This window comes from Chryseobacterium wanjuense, from assembly GCF_900111495.1.
Lineage (GTDB): Bacteria > Bacteroidota > Bacteroidia > Flavobacteriales > Weeksellaceae > Chryseobacterium > Chryseobacterium wanjuense.
On the sequence record NZ_FOIU01000004.1, the window covers coordinates 77,877 to 95,171 of the forward strand.

At 34.7% G+C, this 17,295-nt stretch carries 15 protein-coding genes; 5 read left to right on the plus strand and 10 right to left on the minus strand.

Features of this window, described 5'->3' with window-relative positions; genetic code table 11:
• Positions 1-5: 5 nt before the first annotated feature.
• Complete coding sequence (locus BMX24_RS18825) at positions 6-3,356, minus strand: T9SS type B sorting domain-containing protein (protein ID WP_089795592.1); 3,351 nt, start codon at positions 3,354-3,356, stop codon at positions 6-8.
• A 194-nt stretch (positions 3,357-3,550) separates the two neighbouring features.
• Entirely contained in the window at positions 3,551-4,375 is an 825-nt protein-coding gene (gene tsf / locus BMX24_RS18830; RefSeq protein WP_089795594.1) for a translation elongation factor Ts, read from the minus strand.
• 147 nt (positions 4,376-4,522) lie between these two features.
• On the opposite strand from tsf, the gene BMX24_RS18835 reads away from it, so the two are divergent.
• Complete coding sequence (locus BMX24_RS18835) at positions 4,523-5,230, plus strand: DUF6759 domain-containing protein (RefSeq protein ID WP_089795597.1); 708 nt, start codon at positions 4,523-4,525, stop codon at positions 5,228-5,230.
• Between the two features lie 50 nt (positions 5,231-5,280).
• Here BMX24_RS18835 and BMX24_RS18840 read toward each other — a convergent pair whose 3' ends face one another.
• Positions 5,281-6,237, minus strand: a complete 957-nt coding sequence (locus BMX24_RS18840; RefSeq protein WP_089795599.1) for an acetyl-CoA carboxylase carboxyltransferase subunit alpha — start codon at positions 6,235-6,237, stop codon at positions 5,281-5,283.
• Between the two features lie 48 nt (positions 6,238-6,285).
• Positions 6,286-7,791 carry a glutamate--tRNA ligase gene (gene gltX, locus BMX24_RS18845; RefSeq protein ID WP_089795601.1) on the minus strand — a complete coding sequence of 502 codons (1,506 nt, stop codon included), beginning with the start codon at positions 7,789-7,791 and terminating at the stop codon, positions 6,286-6,288.
• A gap of 122 nt (positions 7,792-7,913) precedes the next feature.
• Between gltX and BMX24_RS18850 the strand changes: the two genes are divergently transcribed.
• From BMX24_RS18850 to BMX24_RS18865, 4 genes are all read left to right on the plus strand, one after another.
• A complete protein-coding gene (locus tag BMX24_RS18850; RefSeq protein ID WP_089795603.1) occupies positions 7,914-8,258 on the plus strand; it encodes a phosphomannose isomerase type II C-terminal cupin domain in 345 nt (114 codons plus the stop codon).
• Between the two features lie 119 nt (positions 8,259-8,377).
• The gene (locus BMX24_RS18855) at positions 8,378-9,547 is read left to right on the plus strand and encodes a glycosyltransferase family 2 protein (protein ID WP_170835755.1); all 1,170 of its coding nucleotides are present in this window, start codon (positions 8,378-8,380) and stop codon (positions 9,545-9,547) included.
• Positions 9,540-10,184, plus strand: coding sequence for a glycosyltransferase (locus tag BMX24_RS18860; protein WP_089795607.1), 645 nt, complete (start codon positions 9,540-9,542; stop codon positions 10,182-10,184). The genes BMX24_RS18855 and BMX24_RS18860 overlap by 8 nt, the downstream gene beginning before the upstream one ends.
• Positions 10,185-10,206: 22 nt before the next feature.
• Positions 10,207-11,466, plus strand: coding sequence for a glycosyltransferase (locus BMX24_RS18865; RefSeq protein ID WP_089795610.1), 1,260 nt, complete (start codon positions 10,207-10,209; stop codon positions 11,464-11,466).
• Positions 11,467-11,524: 58 nt separating this feature from the next.
• Here BMX24_RS18865 and BMX24_RS18870 read toward each other — a convergent pair whose 3' ends face one another.
• Genes BMX24_RS18870 through BMX24_RS18895 form a run of 6 tightly spaced genes read right to left on the minus strand, consistent with a single transcriptional unit; the run spans position 11,525 to position 17,292 of the window.
• The gene (locus tag BMX24_RS18870; RefSeq protein WP_089795612.1) at positions 11,525-12,772 is read right to left on the minus strand and encodes a glycosyltransferase; all 1,248 of its coding nucleotides are present in this window, start codon (positions 12,770-12,772) and stop codon (positions 11,525-11,527) included.
• Between the two features lie 3 nt (positions 12,773-12,775).
• The gene (locus BMX24_RS18875; RefSeq protein WP_089795614.1) at positions 12,776-13,963 is read right to left on the minus strand and encodes a glycosyltransferase; all 1,188 of its coding nucleotides are present in this window, start codon (positions 13,961-13,963) and stop codon (positions 12,776-12,778) included.
• Positions 13,964-13,966: 3 nt separating this feature from the next.
• Positions 13,967-14,953, minus strand: a complete 987-nt coding sequence (locus BMX24_RS18880; protein WP_089795616.1) for a WaaS/CpsH family glycosyltransferase — start codon at positions 14,951-14,953, stop codon at positions 13,967-13,969.
• 4 nt (positions 14,954-14,957) lie between these two features.
• A complete protein-coding gene (locus BMX24_RS18885) occupies positions 14,958-15,707 on the minus strand; it encodes a glycosyltransferase family 2 protein (protein WP_089795618.1) in 750 nt (249 codons plus the stop codon).
• Between the two features lie 37 nt (positions 15,708-15,744).
• The gene (locus BMX24_RS18890) at positions 15,745-16,509 is read right to left on the minus strand and encodes a polysaccharide deacetylase family protein (RefSeq protein WP_089795620.1); all 765 of its coding nucleotides are present in this window, start codon (positions 16,507-16,509) and stop codon (positions 15,745-15,747) included.
• 6 nt (positions 16,510-16,515) lie between these two features.
• A complete protein-coding gene (locus tag BMX24_RS18895) occupies positions 16,516-17,292 on the minus strand; it encodes a glycosyltransferase family 2 protein (protein ID WP_089795621.1) in 777 nt (258 codons plus the stop codon).
• Between the last annotated feature and the right edge of the window lie 3 nt (positions 17,293-17,295).

Genomic DNA, 17,295 nt, shown 5'->3' on the forward strand with positions numbered 1-17,295 from the left:
TAAATTTATTCACGATTTTTGATTAATACCCATCCTGAATAAGAAACCGGTAATTTTGTGTCCGGCTCAATCCATCTCAGTAAATACCAATAAGTTCCGGTTGAGAGTGGCCTTCCGTTTACCTTTCCGTCCCAGATATAATTTTTGTCTGCAGACCTGTAAACCAGCGCACCGTAACGATCGACAACTTCTATGGAAACATCCTGCTTAATTCTTAAATCCGAATAGTTTAAAACATCATTAAGACCGTCTCCATTCGGAGTAATTGCATTAATTAAATTTAATATTAAAAATTCTTTCACAACAGGAGAGCATCCGTCGGCTCCCAGTACATAAGCAGTATGCATTCCTCTTGATAATCCTGTGAAAATATTCGAACTTTGATAATCGATTCCGTTCAGGGAATATTGATAAGGTGGTGTTCCTCCCGAAGCAAAAACAGTAGCATTATATCCTGAAACTTCAATTTTTGTAATTGTCGGAGGCTGTGCGGTCGTCACATTGACATATTGGCGATAGATACAGCCGTTAAATCCTAAATCTACATAGTAACTTCCTGCTCCCACTGTCACTGTCTGTGTAGTTGCTCCGGTACTCCAGGTATAAGAAGTAAATCCTGGCCCGGCGTCCAGAGTTACCAGTTCATTAGGACAGACAATCTGATCTTTCAGCCTGTCGGATTTTTTAGGTGTTTTTAAATTTAATGTTAAAATTCCGGTATTCGGACATTCTGTGGCACTTGTAAATCTGATATAAAATGTACTTGTAGAAGTGATGGTCTGAATTGGGGAAATCGCATTCGTTCCAGCCTGAGCATTAGCCAAAGTAGCATGGAATGTCAAAGTGACACCCGGATCTGTGGTAAATAAATTTTTATAATCATTAAGGTTTACACTTTCAGAGCCGCTGATGTCGTTGTCACAAACATCGGATGTTGCAGTTCCTGTAAGCAAAGTTATTCTGTTTCCAATTTTAAAATTGATCTGTCCGAATGCAGCCGGGCAATTTCCGGTAAGAACATCCACTCTTACATAGACGGTGGTGTTTGCTGTATACGTCCAGTTGGCGGGCAGTGTATTGGTGTTTCCGGCATTGGCATCGGTCTGATTTAAGTAATATCTTACATTAAAACTGGCAGAATTGGTTACAATTACCGGAGTAATATTCGAAAAATTAACATTTACAATACCATCAAAATTGTCATCGCAAAGTGTTGCATTAAAATTATTAGTATTAATATTTGGTGACGGAATGGTTGTTAAAGTAATCTGAGCCGTTTTCGTACATCCGTATTGGGAAGTTACATTGGCATAAATAGTTCCTGCAGGTCCGTTATAGGTTGCCGGCGTGGCAATCGGAGTTCCCGATAAGGCAGAATTGGTATAATACTGAACTGTAGTTCCCGGATCCGGAGAAACGCTCACAGAGGTAAGGTCAAATGTTCCGTTTCCACTGGCATCGGCGCATGATGTTAATGCTCCGTTGGTCGTTTGCAGGACGTCAATATTAATAATGATTTTAAAATATTCAAAATCAGCAGGATTTCCGCTTCCTTCTACATAATAGATAAATGTATCTGTGGCATCAGCTGTCAGTCCCGGATTTGGGGTATAAGTAATTTCTCCTGTTGCAGAATTCACGGTTGCTGTTCCGGAAGTCGGTGCTGCAACAATGCTTGTATGAGAAGGAGTGATGGTTTGCGTAGAAGTTGTAAAAGCAGGCGAAATTACCTTTGTATTACAAGCTCCGATATTGTAAGTTGTCGTCGTAATCGGTGGACATAATGTGTAGTCATAACCAGTCGTAAGCTTCGATTCGCAGTTGTTTTTTGTAACTAAACAAGTGTACGTTCCTGCTCCGTATATTTCAGGATTGATAGAGTAGGTGGTAGCCCCTGAAATCGGACTTCCATTAAGATACCATTGATAGCCGTCATAGGTATTATCAACCTGTAGTAAAATCCCGGTATAGCAGTCGCCGGTTTTTGTGATCGCCGGAATGGATGAAAATCCTGCAAAATAACCGCCATATCCTACGGCTCCGCTTCCCGCTGCAATTCCTGCAGTTACGGATTTTGTAGAATTTACCGTAATTGTTCCGGTAACGTTCGGAACAGAATAAGTGACCCAATTCGGATTCCCGTTCACCGGGTAAGGGCCGTTTGCAGCGGCAATTGCGTTTCCGTTTAAAGTAACTGTTGCTCCGGTTTGGGTGATGATGTTTAATCTTGTGCTGTAATTTTGGCTTCCGATTCGGTTAATGAATCCGATTTCGTCAATTTTATTAGGCATAAAACAACTGAGTGGCGGGATAAAATTCATCCCTCCTGTCGGATATTCATTTCCTCCTGAAACTCCTGCTAAGAATTGGTAAACATAAATATTTTTAGTGGCGGAAATTCCCATATTATAATTATCAGTACCGCCCTGGTAAATATAATTACTGCTTGGAACCATATAATATTGTCCTGCATTCAAGGTAATTCCGGTACCTGTTCCGTTGATGGTAAGCTGTGTATTGTTTTCAGTGGCAATGATTAAAGCGGTTTCCATTTCAGAAAATACAGAACCGTTGCCTTTTACCACGACAAAATCTTTTCCCAATCTTTCGACAGGGACAGCCTGATCCATCAAGACATCGTTGTTGGTGAAATTTAAATTGGTATAAATTCCGTTAAAATTACCGTTCGTCACAGAAATCGGTTTTGTAGCCTCGATTTTTGCTCCGACCAATCCATTAAGATTATAATTGGAATCGGTACTCACTGCATCCAGGATATAGGATTCTCCTTTATTTAACACAAAAGTTTTGGTTGGGCTTGAAGATCCGTCTGAAAAAACAACATTCGGGTTATATCCCGAAACGACTACTGAGGTATTGTCTTCAGTTGCCGTAACTCCGATCATAGAATTGACATAAAAAGCGACTCCTGTCAACGGAGCCATTCCGGCGTAGAAAGTCGTACCGAGACCTGCCAATCCTTTAGAAGTAATAATTTCCGCATGATTTTGAAGCGAAAATCTGTAGTTGGCAAAAAACTTTTTTGGTCCTTTCACATACATTCCCATGGCATTGGGAGCGAAAAGATCGCTTGGATTATCCGTAATTAAAAAAGAATTTGGGATACTAACCTGAGCGGGATTTCCTTTGCTTACCTGAACGGTTGTGAAAAGCACATTGCTATTATAGATCTGTACAGAAAACGGTGTGGTTTCGTTGGTAGAGAGGTATAAATACCCCTGAAGTCCGGTGGTTCCTGCTTTCGAAGACATGGGTGCAAACCAATGATCCGTATCGAGTTGTGCATTGCATAATAAACAAAGAAAAGTACAAATGGTTAGTAGAAGTTTTTTCATGGTTTACAATAAGGGGAGCAAATTTAAGCATTAATAATCAAAATTTTACATAAATTTTTCTGGTATTTGTACTTCATGGTTCATTTTGGTGAAAATTTAATTATTTTTTAATATTTAAAACAAATTCATAATTTGGTGAAATAAAAAAATCCCGATGAAAAATCACCGGGATCAATATTTTTAATCTGAAAAGATTATAAGCTTACTCTTACGAATCCTGTTACTTTCAGGTCTCCGTTGATAGACTTTACATAGTCAGCAACTGACATACTTCCGTCCTTGATGAAGTCTTGGTGTACCAAAGTGTTGTCTTTGTAGAATCTCTGCATTTTACCTTTAAGAATGTTTTCGATAATGTTTGCAGGCTTACCTTCTTCAGTAAGTTTGTGTCTTTCGATTTCCAATTCTCTGTCGATAGTTTCCTGAGAAACAGCAGTTTCGTCAAGAGCGATAGGATTCATCGCAGCAACCTGCATAGAAACAGATTTAGCAGCTTCATCAGCTCCGTCTACTTTAGCAGAAAGTGCAGTGATAGAAGCGATTTTGTTTCCAGCGTGGATATAAGCTCCTAAGAAAGGTCCTGTAATTCTTTCGAATGCACCGATCTCGATTTTTTCACCGATAACACCTGTTTGCTCAACTAATTTCTCTGCAACAGTGATTCCGTGGAAGTCTGTAGCCAAAAGCTCTTCTTTAGTAGCAGCGAAGATTGCCATTTCAGCTAATTCGTAAGCTAGCTCGATGAAAGCTTCGTTTTTAGCAACGAAATCAGTTTCGCAGTTCAAAGAAATGATAGCACCTAACGTGTTATCTTCGTTTACTCTTGCGATTACCGCACCTTCAGTTGACTCTCTGTCAGCTCTGTTAGCAGCAACTTTTTGTCCTTTTTTTCTAAGGATGTCTACTGCTTTTTCGAAGTCTCCTTCAGCTTCAACTAAAGCTTTTTTGCAGTCCATCATACCTGCACCTGTCTGGTTTCTCAATTTTGCTACGTCTGCAGCAGCTGGTGTATAAGACATAATATCTATTATTTTTTTATTGTAAGAATTTAGTATTAATATTTAGCTTAATTTTAAAGCAGTGCAAAGATAATGATTTTAATGATAAACTAAAAAATGACTTTTTGCGTTATTTGTATATTTAATAAAATTTTAAATGTTTAGTTAATGAAAAAAATATTTCTCCTCATATTTTTATGTATTTTCACTCTTGGGTTCTCGCAAAAAAAGAAAAAAGCGAAATCTAAAGCCATTGTAGAGAAGGAAACAGCCATCATCTATACAGAAAGTGATGCTGAAACCACTTCAGAGGCAAGAGTGATTGCAGGGTTTTTAAAACAAAATCCGGGACATGCCAAGACCGATTATTTCAAAAAGAAGCTGATCCAGATCATCATGGCAGACAATTCTCCGGAAGCAAAACCTACCATCAAAGCCGTAAGTGAAGACAAAATAAAACAGGAAATTCTAGAAAACAACAGTCTTAACAGCAGTAAAACTATCGCAGCCAATACAGCAAGTGCTGCAGCTCCGGAAAGAACAGTGACCTACGCAAGCGTAGGCGGAGCAAGTAAAAAAACGGGACCGAGTGAACAGCATAAGAAAACCGCCGCGATGCTTACTCATATGTTCAACAACGATCCTATGGATAAGGAAGCGTACATTAATATTAAGAACAGATCCAAATGTAACCTGATTGTAAAGATCAGCGGGAAAAAATATTATAACCTTGACGTACCGGCCAACGGGCAAAACTTTTTATTGGTGGATAAAGGCGAATATATTTTAACGACAATGGTTTGTGATGCCAAATATTCTTCGTTAAAGAAAATCAATAAGGATATTGAGATCGAACTGAATCTGAGGGAGGATTAATTTATAAAAGAAAAATAAAAAACGGTTAAGAAATTTCTTAACCGTTTTTTTTATCCTTTAAACTGCCCCATCGCAATGAATTTGTCTTGTCTTTGGGTTTCAAGTTCTTGTCCTGTGAATTTTGAGAAGGCTTTGATATTTTGTAAAATTGAATTTTTCAAATTTAAATAAGTAGCCTCAGGATCATAATGTGCTCCTCCAAGAGGTTCTTCAATGATTCCGTCGATGAATTTTTCTCTTAACGCATCTTTCGGAGTAAGATTCAATGCATTCGCAGCATCTTCTTTGTGATCCCAGTTTCTCCAAAGGATTGATGAGCAGCTTTCCGGCGCGATTACCGTATACCATGTATTTTCCAACATATATACTTTGTTTCCGACACCGATTCCTAATGCTCCGCCACTTGCTCCTTCACCGATGATGTAGGTAAAGATCGGAGTTTTAAGCTGAACCATTTCGAAAATATTTCTTGCGATAGCTTCACCCTGTCCTCTTTCTTCAGCTTCCAGCCCAGGATAAGCTCCCGGTGTATCCACCAAAGTTACTACAGGAATCTGGAATTTTTCAGCAAGCTTCATCAGTCTTAGGGCTTTTCTGTATCCTTCAGGATTCGGCATTCCGAATCTTCTGTGCTGTCTTTCCTTAGTTGTTCTTCCTTTTTGAGTTCCTATGATCATCACTTTCTGGCCGTCCAGGGTAGCTAAACCACCGATCATGGCAGGATCATCAGCGAAATTTCTGTCTCCGTGAAGTTCCAGGAAACTTCCTTTGTCTACCATTCCGTTGATATAATCCAGGGTATAAGGGCGATCCGGGTGACGAGACAGTTGTACTCTCTGCCAAGGAGTAAGGCTAGAATAGATTTCCTTTTTCTTTTCTATAATCTTGTCTTCTATCTGGCTACATGCTAATTTTACATCAACACCACTTTCTTCTCCTACTAAAGAACAGGTTTGAAGTTGATCCATGAGTTCTTTGATAGGTAGTTCGAAACTTAAATATTCCATTTCTTGAAGTAAATTAAATCTTTCAAATTTATGAAAAATTATCAAAAACTATTTAAAATTATTGATCGCATTATTTATTCTGGAGATACTTTCCTCTCTACCAATAAGTTCCAGAATATCCGGAACATCCGGACCTTTCAATTCTCCAACCAATGCCAAACGCAAAGGCATCATTACTTTACCCATTCCCAGACCTTTGTTTTCCGCAAAATCATGTACAATCTGCTTCAGGTTTTCAGCATTAAAGTCCGCAGCTTCTAAATTGGAAGCCAATTCTCCTAAAATGCCTGAAGTTTCTTCGTTCCAAGCTTTTTTCGATGCTTTTTCATCATAAGAAGTCGGTGCTTCGAAGAAGAATTTTCCGTTTTCGTAGATGTCTTTCGGGAAAGTTGCTCTTTCTTTCATCAGATGAATAATCTTTATTAATTTTTCATCTTCAATATTTAAATGTAAATCTGAGCTTTTTAACATTTGAAGCAATTCTTCATCAGATTTCATTTGAATATACTGATGATTGAACCATTCTGCTTTTTCTTTACTGAATCTTGCTCCGGCTTTATGAACTTTATTTAAATCAAATTCTTTAGCCATTTCATCCAGAGATAAAATTTCTTTATCATCAGCAGGAGACCAGCCCAGCAAAGCAACCATATTGATGAATGCTTCCGGAAGATATCCGCTTTCTCTGTACCCTTTAGAAACAGCTCCCGTTGCAGGGTCTGTAAAGTTTAAAGGAAATACAGGGAACCCGAATTTGTCACCATCTCTTTTGCTTAATTTTCCTTTTCCTTCAGGTTTTAAAATCAAAGAAAGGTGCGCAAACTGAGGCGCTTCCCAACCCATCGCTTCATATAATAAAATGTGTAAACCTAGAGAAGGCAGCCATTCTTCACCACGAATCACGTGGGAAATTTCCATTTCGTGGTCATCGATGATATTGGCAAAATGGTAAGTCGGCATTCCGTCGTTTTTTACTAAAACTTTATCGTCTAAAGTATTGGTATTTACGGAAGATTTTCCACGGATGATGTCTTCAAGATTTAATGTTCTGTCAACCGGCATTTTGAATCTTACGACATAAGGCGTTTTATTAAGTAAAAGCATTTCAACTTCCTCTTCAGAAAGCGCAATACTGTTTTTCAAACGGTTTCTCGTTTTGTTATCATAAGAAAAAACATCACCTCTTGCTTCATACTCTGCACGGATGGCATCCAATTCTTCAGCCGTATCAAAAGCGATGTAAGCATAATCTGTTTTCAGGATCTGCTCGGTATATCTGTCGTAAATATCTCTTCTTTCCGATTGTCTGTATGGAGCGAATTTTCCTCCTTTTTTAGGACTTTCATCCGCGATGATTCCGCACCATTCCAGAGCTTCCTCGATGTATTCTTCTGCTCCTTCCACATATCTTGCAGTGTCTGTATCTTCTATTCTCAATACAAACTCACCACCCTGGTTTTTAGCAAAAAGATAATCATATAATGCGGTTCTTACGCCTCCTAAATGTAAAGGTCCTGTAGGACTTGGAGCAAAACGTACTCTTACTTTCTCCATTTTAATTAAAATTTTGATGCAAATTTACTCAAAATTATGTGTTTTAAGGAGGTTTAATCTTTTGGTTGTTGGCTTTTTTGTTTTGAATATCTACATTTGTATAAATTAATAAGAAGTAAGTTATGTTAGAAATAGGAGAAAGACCTTGGGGAAAATATTTTGTATTGGCTGATGAGCCGAATTACAAACTGAAAAGAATCGAAGTAAATCCAGGACAAAAACTGTCTTACCAGTATCACCACAAAAGACAGGAACAGTGGACCATCATTGAAGGGGATGCTACCGTAGTGCTGGATGGTAAAGAAATTAACCTGAAATACGGTGAAAGTATTTTCATCCCATTGGGTTCAAAACACAGAATGATGAACCTTTCCGACAAGCCCGTTGTTTTCATCGAAGTACAGACAGGAACGTATTTTGGGGAGGATGATATTGTGAGGATAGAGGATGATTATGATAGAAGTTAAATAATAACATTTTAATAATAATTTTTTAAACAGTAAGAATTCCAGGATTTTTACTGTTTTTTTTATCTTAGATATTTACATTTGTATTTTCTAAGGAAAAATTAGAAACTGGTATGAACATGAGTAATAATATTTCGCTTTTAATAGGATTAAAAAACAATTTAGAATATTCTAAAAGTTGTTATTACTCGATAAGAGAAAACTATCCTGATACGGAAATTGTTTTTGTGAGTTATGGAAGCTCCGACGGAACTCATGAATGGCTGGATTCTTTAAAAGATGAAAACCTGGTTTACTTTTCAGACCCGGAAGAAAAAACTCTTTCTGATACCTATAATAAAGCGATAGAAATTTCTACTAAAGATTATGTTTGTTTTTTACATAACGATATGGTTATTGGTAGAAATTTTTTATCTGAAATCGCTAAAGCATTAGCAAAAAATAATCTTGTTTATTACAAAGTGATTGAGCCTCCAATTTTTGCATCAGACAAAAGGCTTTGGAAAGAAATTCAGGACTTTGGAAGTGATTTTGAAACGTTCAGATTTGAAGATTTTTTCCGATTTGAAAGTGAGCAGAAAAAACAGGAAGGTGCATATACGGAAGATGTGAGCTTTTTTCTGGCTGCCAAAAAAGAACTTTTATTAAAAATAAACGGACTGGATCCGCTTTTTAAGCCCATGTTCTGCGAAGATGACGATCTTATTCTGAGGCTGAGAATGTCGGGAGAAAAAACATTTGTTTGTCCGAACGCCATTGTTTATCATTTTGTAAGCAAAACATCAAGATTTTCTGAAGAATTTCAGAATAAAACAAAAAAAATAGAAGAAAATTCACTTCGTAATTTTATTAGAAAGTGGGGGTTTACGAATCAGTCCAGAACAAAAAAGAAATTGAAGTTTGGTCTTATTCTGGAGAATCCCAGTGATGAAGCTATTAAAGCATTGGAGATATTTGTAGATCATATCTATTCCGATTTCAACGCTGAAAAATATATTAAAGAAGAACAAGAAAATACTTCGTTTGATCTAAAAGAAAAATTCAGGGCTAAAAATGCAGATTTTTCTGATGATATTCTGATAAGATTTGATGCAAAAAAGCTTTCTGAAAAAAATATGTATAGTTTTAGAAATCTTGCAGATATTACAGATGAACTGAAACAATCGAAGAAAAGCATTATAAAAAAGCTTTTCAGCAAACCAAATTCTTTTAAAATTAATAATTTAAAAATTGAAATTTTGAATGATAAATCTTATGAACAACAATTAATTAACAAAAATAATGTTTAATTTCTTAAAGCCAATTACCATTACCTACGGGATAACTGTCTGTAATGAACACCAAGAATTAAGGGTTCTTCTTGATATATTATTGCCGCTGATTGATAAGAAGGATGAGATTCTTATCCTGCGTGATATCACCAATCCGGATCAGAAAGTAGGGGAATTGTTGGATGAATACCAATCAAAAATAAGAGTGATTGAAGCTAAATTGAATGGAGATTTTGCAACTTTCAAAAATAAGCTTATTGAGAACTCAAACTCAAGATATCTTTTCCAAATCGATGCGGATGAATATCCTACGGAATATTTTATCAAGACTTTGAAACCATATTTGAGAAAAGAGAAAAGTGTAGAAGTTTTCTCTGTTCCCAGGATTAATATTGTAGAAGGAATTACAGATGAATATGTAAAAGAAATGGGTTGGGATATGAACGAGGATGGATATATCAACTTCCCGGACTATCAGATGAGAATTCTTAAAAACAACAAAAAGATCTTCTGGAAAAATAAAGTACACGAAATTTTATATGGAAATAAAAATTTTACAGAAGTACCAAAAGATTACAAATTATCATTAATTCATAAGAAGAATTTTGAAAAGCAGAAAAAGCAGAATGATTTTTATGGAACATTAGAAGACTAATAAGAACTAGAATAATAATAGAATGGTAGATTTAGGAATAAGTGTTTTTGGATTTATTAATGGAGAATTTGGCATTGCGGAAGCTACAAGATTGAATTGCAGGTCTATACAATCAGTTGGTATTCCGATGAGCCTGTTTAATTATAACGTGAATACCAATCATAATAATAATGACTTTACTTTTACTGAATTTTCCGAACATGCAGTACACCCCATTAATTTAATTCAGGTTTCTCCATCAGAAGTGCTTCACTTTTTTGAATATTTTGATTATTCTTTATTTAAAGGAAAGTACAATATTCTTTATGTTGCCTGGGAATCGGAAACAATTCCTGAAGATTATATCGTAAATATCAATTTGTTTGATGAGGTTTGGACGCCTTCAGAATATTGCAAGAAATGTCTGGAGAAATTCATCGCATTGCCTATAAAAGTAATTCCGCATCCTATAAATATTGATCTGAAACCGACTGAAGATGAGGATGCTCTGAATTTCTTTACTAAAGATTTTTTTAATTTTTTATTTATATTCGATTACAACAGTTCTATTGAGAGAAAAAATGTGATCAATTTGATAAAAGTTTTTAAAGATACTTTTGATAAATATGAAAATAATGCCTTTTTAACAATTAAAACCTCAAAATCTAACCGTTTTGCCGATGAAAAAGAACAAATTTTACAGGCAATCGGAGATTCAAAAAAAATAAAAATTGTTGAGAAAATATTCGATAAAAATTCTTTAAACTATATTATCAGCAATTGTGACAGTTATATTTCTCTTCATAGATCGGAAGGTTTTGGGTTAACTATGGCTGAAGCAATGTATTTTGGAAAGCCTACAATTGGGACAAATTATTCGGGAAATTTACAGTTTATGAATCATGAAAACAGTTTTCTGATTGATGCTCAAAAAGTTTCTTACGGTTCCGATGATCTTAATTACAGTTCTAATACCATCTGGTCGGAACCATCTTTAGAAAAAGCTTCTGAATATTTAAAGAAAGTATATGAAGGAGAAACAGATGTTAAAATTATTGCTGAGAAAGGTCGTGAAACTATTGCTAATGATTTTTCACTTTCAGGAATTGGTAAGCTGATTAAAAAAAGATGCGAAGAATTGATTTCCGGCGAAAAAATCTCACAAAACAGATCTGGACTTATCAAGTTATATATCGAAAATATTTACCTTAAAAAAGATTTGAGAATTTATAAAAAAAGTAAGCCTATCGAATTTATTTACGGTATCAAAATGTACTTCCGAAAAAGAAAAGAAAAGAAATGAATACAAAAAAGGCGGCTCAATAAGGCCGCCTTTTTTTATCCTTAAATTAAAAATGTAATTATTTTTTACCCTTCATTTTTTTCAAAAAAATATTTACTTTTTTTCTGATTTTATTGTATAAAGTTTTTTCCAGATAATTGACTTTACGAGTAAGTCTATCAATTTCAGCTAAATGAAAAACATTGTCTGCATTGCTACCTCCTGTGTTTTCTTTTTTGCCAAACTGGTCTATAAAAGATAATCTTATTTTAAATAAATTCCCAATCGACTCAATTGAAAAACTTTCACGGATTTGGGCTTCTGCATTATTTTTTATATTATCTAAAGCATTAAAATTGTCTTTAATATATTTCAACTTTTCAACAGCATCTTCAATATTAGGTCTTGCCAAAGTTAACCCTTCCGCAATTAATCCTTTTGTATTAGAGGTTTTGATGAAGTCATACTGAATAAGGAAACTGTTGTTTACATTCATAAAATCAAGATTTCCGGAATAGCCTGTTCCCACCACCACTTTTCCGTACGACATAGCTTCAGCCATAGTTAACCCAAAACCTTCAGAGCCATGAAGAGAAATAAGAACATCCGACTTCTGAATTAATGAATGGAGCTTTTCTTTAGAAAAATGTTCATTAATAATGATTATGTTTGGTATATTATTATATTTTTCTAAAGCTTTTTGAGCATCCTTGCTTCTTTCCAGATTGTGTGTTTTTACAATTAAAACACTTTCAGGATCATTGTTAAAAACTTTAATAAAAGACTCAATAGTAGCCTCCGGATTTTTTCTGATGGTTGTACTTAGAGAATCGAAAATCGTAACATATACTTTAGAATTTGGTTTAATTTGGTATGTATTAAAATCAAATTCTTCCGATGTTGCCATTTTTTGGATAGGGTGGGAGAATCTCATGACCGGAATTCCCGTATATTTTGTAAAAATGTTGACACAGAAATCACTTGGAACCCATAATTCATCAAAAATATTTAAAAAATCAACCGTTTTATCAGAAACTTCCGGAAATTCCCAAGCCCAATAAACGATATTGTAATGTCCGGCAAGGTTAATATCCTGATTTTTCGAAAAAAATTCATGGGTAACATTACTGTTGATGTGAAAAATATTAATGTAGGACTGAAATTCCGGTTCGGTTTCACTTTTTATTTTTTCAAGCGTGTCACTTGAGTAGTTAATTCTATTTACTTGTATGCCAGCGCTCTCCATAGCAATAGCATTTAGACGTGTTGCTTCGGCAATTCCGAAATTCCCGTCAAAAAAACCATGATAATTTATACTCAACTGCATCGCTTACAATGTTTTAAGTTTTTCTTTTACTTCTTCCGGAGAAAACGCTCTCAGGCTGTCTACCGAATTTTTGCTTAATGTATCCCAAAGTTCTTCATTATTATTCAATTGTAGAATGGCTTCTGCAAAAGTTTTTTCGTCATTGGCAATCAATACATTTTTTTTGTCGGCCAGTTTCATTCCTTCAGCACCAATATCTGTGGTGACAACAGGGAAAAAATACTCAAAAGCCTGGCCTATTTTTCCTTTGACACCAGCCCCGAATCTCAACGGAGCGACCATGATTTTAGAATTCATAAAATGATCTTCAATACTTTCTACAAACCCTAAAAATCTGAATTTAGGATATAGTTTGATATCTAATTTATCGGCAACATTTCCAATCACACTTACCTCCAAATCAGGATTTTCTTTCCAGACAAGGGGCATTATCTTTTCATACAGAAATTTTACCGCATCAATATTCGGTTCGTGAATGGATCCGATAAAAATAATTCCTTTACTGTCTCTGAAATTTTTTCGTTCGGAAATATCAATTTTAGGATAATGTATATTTGAGATCGTGATGATTTTATTCTTGTCGGCATATTCGCTCATGATCTCTTTTTCCTTATCCGAAATGGCAATAATATAATCGAGTTGAGGAGCAATCACTGTTTCCAGACGGAAAAAATGCGTATACTTTCTCTTTAAAGAAATACGGTTCGGCTCAAGCTCAATAGCTCTTTTGTACCGTAGAAAGTGAATATCTACCATATCGTAAATGAATTTTGTACGAGGCAGAATATTTTTCATTTTTTTATAGAATAAATTCAAAGCAAGAGGACCATTGAACCATACATAATCTATATTTTTAAAAGATTTAAGAAAATCATAGATATTTTTGTACATGTTATTTTCTACAAAAACGATGACATTATGTTGCTGGTAAAATTTTACATATGAGTCGTCTTCAAAAACATTAGGGGCAAACAAAATGCAGTTATAACCCAATTCTTTATAGATTAAAATAATTTCTTTAAGTCTGTTGGATCCGGAATCTTTATCGTGAGTGGGAAAATCTCTGGAAGCAAAAAGGATGGTCTTTTTTGTGGGATCGTACAAATGAATATTAACGATATCCCTGGTTTTAAGATCTTTGAGCTTTTTTTTTCTTTTAAAGTGTTTTTTTATTTTTTTTAAAATTCCCATCCCTTAGTGTTTATTGTTCAATTCAAAAACTTTGTTTACCCAGCTGTCCAGCGTATATCTGTAATAGATTTCTTCAGGAATTTTTTCGTAGGGTGTTTCAAAGAAAGATTTGTCAAGATTACTAATATTTTCGTTTAAAATCAAAATATTATTGGGATTGTAAAAATCATAGCTTTTAATGGCTTCATTATCAGTAATGATTTTCTTTTCAAGTGACATCGCTTCAAAAACTCGGAAGCTTAATCCGTACTGGCCTTCACGCATCAAATCCAGAAGTACTTTAGAATTTTTGTAGTAGGACGGTAGATCGTCGTGCGGAATTTTTTTTATGCTGAAAATTAAAAACAGATTTTCAGGAACTTTAATAAAAATATTGGTCAGCTGATGTTTCCACGATTTTTTTCCGATGACCATGATCTGGAATTTCAGACCGAGAGCCAGAAGTTTTTTTGCTAATTTCTTTATAAGCGAAACTCTGCGGTTGTCATAAGAAGTGATGTAGAAAAGATCCATCTGCGGATTTTGCTGCTCCTTAGGTGTGAAAGGAAGATAAATATAGTTGGTGATTTTTTCGAAGCCGTGTTTTTCAACATCAATGATGTCAAAAGATAAAATCTTATCAAAAAGATGAAGTCTTCCTTCTACAGGTACTCTTTCGAGGTTGTCGTAAAGGTAGGTGATAAGTCTGTCGGTATATTTTCTGATTTTTTCAAGCGTGGCAATATCGAAAGTATCCGGATTTAAGACCAGAATCTGATCCTGATGTCCTAGTTTTTCCAAAGAATCAAGAACGTATTTTTGTCTTTTTTCTTTTTTTAAATTTTTGCTTAAGAAAGTTTTGCTTAAAGCATTGACGGCCCTTTCATTAAAATTAGAATGAGTAACGGTACTGATTTTTATATGATGCGCATCAATACCGCGTTGGCATAATGTTTCAACAATATACTTATCGTAATCCCAGAAATCATAACTAATGATACAGATCTTCATTCAACTAATTTTGCTCTTTTTTTAATGATTCATATGTTTCAAAAACACTCAATGATTGCAAATAAGAAAGCTGGTATCCTTCTTTCCCGTCCAAAATCCCAAGTCTTATTACATATGCTTTAAAAAATTTAAAAGCTGTTTTAAAATATTGAATTAAAATATTGAACTTTTTTCCCTTTGCAGCCAATTCTTTCCCCTTTAAAATTCCGTAATGGATCATCTTTTTCCGATAAGATTCATAATCCGAGACAGAGTAATGAAGGAGTTTGTTTTTTAAAATCCCAATAGTTCCGTTTACTTCCAGTGTTTCATGTACTTTCTTTCCGGCAGTATATCTTGCCTTCGATTTTCTGAAAAGCCTGAAATTTTTATCAGACTGAGTTCCGGAAAAGTGGATCGGTTTGTCGGCAAAAAAGAATTTCCTGTAAAAATAATAGGCATCTTTTTTCTCGGGTTTATTTAGTTCTTCAATAATTTCTTCTCTTAATTTGGGAGTTATCCTCTCGTCTCCGTCAAGGAATAAAACCCAATCGTTTTTTGCAGCGTCCAAAGCCAGGTTTCTCTGTTTTGTAAAGTCTTCAAAGGTATTCTGAATCACTTTTACATTTGGAAAGCTTTCTGCAATTTCTACAGTTTTGTCTGTACTGAATGAGTCTACTACGATTATTTCATCGCAGAAATCAAAACACTCCAGAACTTCCTGCATATTTTTTTCCTCATTATGTGTTATGATTAAACCACTTATATTCATCATAACGTTTTTATACAGTTTAGAAGTATAAAATATCTATCTAAAACAATTTTAATCTTCCAAAGATAAGTTTTAATTTGAATTTTCTTAACGAATCTTTGCCTTTTATGTCTATCCTACAAAGCTCATAAGGATTTTTTGTAGGAAAATAATTCACTTTATTACCAATTCTTACAGCAAAATCAATTCCTAAACTCTCAAAAGCTGAAAAAACTTCTTCTTTTTTGGGGCTTTTCTTAGGATATTTCCCGTATGGATAGCACAGAACCTTCGAGTAAGGAATCTTTTCATTATCCAAGATTAACATATTGGTCTTCAGGTCGCTTGCAATACATTCTGTGGAAAGATGTCTGAAGTTTTCATGAGCATGGCTGTGAAGAGCAATTTCGAAATGTTTTTTATCTAAATTTCTAATGTCTTCAAAACCCATCATTTCATAGTTTTTATACCCTTCCTGAATAAATTTTGTCGGGATAAAAATCGTGGCTTTCAGATTGTATTTTTCCAGCAGTGACGGCAAATACTCAAAGTTATTCTTGTATCCGTCGTCAAAGGTAAGAATAATGCTCTTTTTTCCCAAGGTGTTGAGTTCAGAAAAGAACCTTGTCTTGTATTTTTTTTTATTTAAATACTCAAATTGCTGTTCAAGTTGCTTCAGGCTTACCGTAAGATTTTCATGCGTTTCTTTTTTTACCTGATGATACATCAGGATAATCAGTCTGTTTTTAGGAAAGGCAAAAAGATACAGCCGGAAATGAAAAACACAGAAAAAAATTAATAAAAGTAAAATAAGAAGTGGAATCATATTACTTTATTGTGTGTTTTCAATTTCTCTTAACCTGATTTTTTCATACAGCTTAATATATTTCAAAAAAGTATAATAAGACATGGTTTTTGCGATGTAGTATCCCGGAAATCCGTCCATAAAGCCCAATTTAAAAATAAAAACTTTAATAAACTCATAGATAGGACTTACAATGATTTTGAACCGCTTGATTTTCTTTCCACGTTCGAACATTTTTTCTGCCATCAAATCAGAATATTTATTGATTTTTGTGATATGATGCTGGATACTTTTGTATGTGTAATGATTGAGTGTTCCGCCTAAAATTCCTGATTTTTTATTGGTAATTAAATACTCATGAACTTTATCGTTGGAGTATCTCGCACAATCTTTCCTGAAAAGCCGTTCGCGGTAAACATTTCCCCAACCTCCGAATTTTATTAAGTGAATCCCTAGATGGTTGTTAAATTTCGTTTTATAAACGCTGAATTCCGGATGATCCGAAGAAGTAATTTTTTTGATTGAATTTTTCAGATCTTCATCAGGAACTTCATCCGCATCCAGAAACAGGATCCATTCATGAGAACATAAATCAAGGGCATGGTTTTTTTGTTCACCATACCCGTTGAATTTTCTCTCAAAGAATTTTACTTGAGGATATTTTTGAGTGCAAATCTCTTTGGTCTTATCGGTTGAAAAACTATCAACGATTACAATTTCATCTACTGTGTTTTTGAGTGAGTCTAATAATCTTACAATATTTTCTTCTTCATTGTAAGTAATGACTGCGAGTGAAAGTGGCATTTG

Coding starts and splice junctions, on each gene's coding strand:
- BMX24_RS18880 (WP_089795616.1), bottom strand. CDS start 14,953: ATGAAGATCTGTATCATTAGTTATGATTTCTGGGATTACGATAAGTAT.
- BMX24_RS18895 (WP_089795621.1), bottom strand. CDS start 17,292: ATGCCACTTTCACTCGCAGTCATTACTTACAATGAAGAAGAAAATATT.
- BMX24_RS18850 (WP_089795603.1), top strand. CDS start 7,914: ATGTTAGAAATAGGAGAAAGACCTTGGGGAAAATATTTTGTATTGGCT.
- BMX24_RS18860 (WP_089795607.1), top strand. CDS start 9,540: ATGTTTAATTTCTTAAAGCCAATTACCATTACCTACGGGATAACTGTC.
- BMX24_RS18875 (WP_089795614.1), bottom strand. CDS start 13,963: ATGGGAATTTTAAAAAAAATAAAAAAACACTTTAAAAGAAAAAAAAAG.
- BMX24_RS18855 (WP_170835755.1), top strand. CDS start 8,378: ATGAGTAATAATATTTCGCTTTTAATAGGATTAAAAAACAATTTAGAA.
- gltX (WP_089795601.1), bottom strand. CDS start 7,791: ATGGAGAAAGTAAGAGTACGTTTTGCTCCAAGTCCTACAGGACCTTTA.
- BMX24_RS18870 (WP_089795612.1), bottom strand. CDS start 12,772: ATGCAGTTGAGTATAAATTATCATGGTTTTTTTGACGGGAATTTCGGA.
- tsf (WP_089795594.1), bottom strand. CDS start 4,375: ATGTCTTATACACCAGCTGCTGCAGACGTAGCAAAATTGAGAAACCAG.
- BMX24_RS18835 (WP_089795597.1), top strand. CDS start 4,523: ATGAAAAAAATATTTCTCCTCATATTTTTATGTATTTTCACTCTTGGG.
- BMX24_RS18885 (WP_089795618.1), bottom strand. CDS start 15,707: ATGATGAATATAAGTGGTTTAATCATAACACATAATGAGGAAAAAAAT.
- BMX24_RS18840 (WP_089795599.1), bottom strand. CDS start 6,237: ATGGAATATTTAAGTTTCGAACTACCTATCAAAGAACTCATGGATCAA.
- BMX24_RS18865 (WP_089795610.1), top strand. CDS start 10,207: ATGGTAGATTTAGGAATAAGTGTTTTTGGATTTATTAATGGAGAATTT.
- BMX24_RS18825 (WP_089795592.1), bottom strand. CDS start 3,356: ATGAAAAAACTTCTACTAACCATTTGTACTTTTCTTTGTTTATTATGC.
- BMX24_RS18890 (WP_089795620.1), bottom strand. CDS start 16,509: ATGATTCCACTTCTTATTTTACTTTTATTAATTTTTTTCTGTGTTTTT.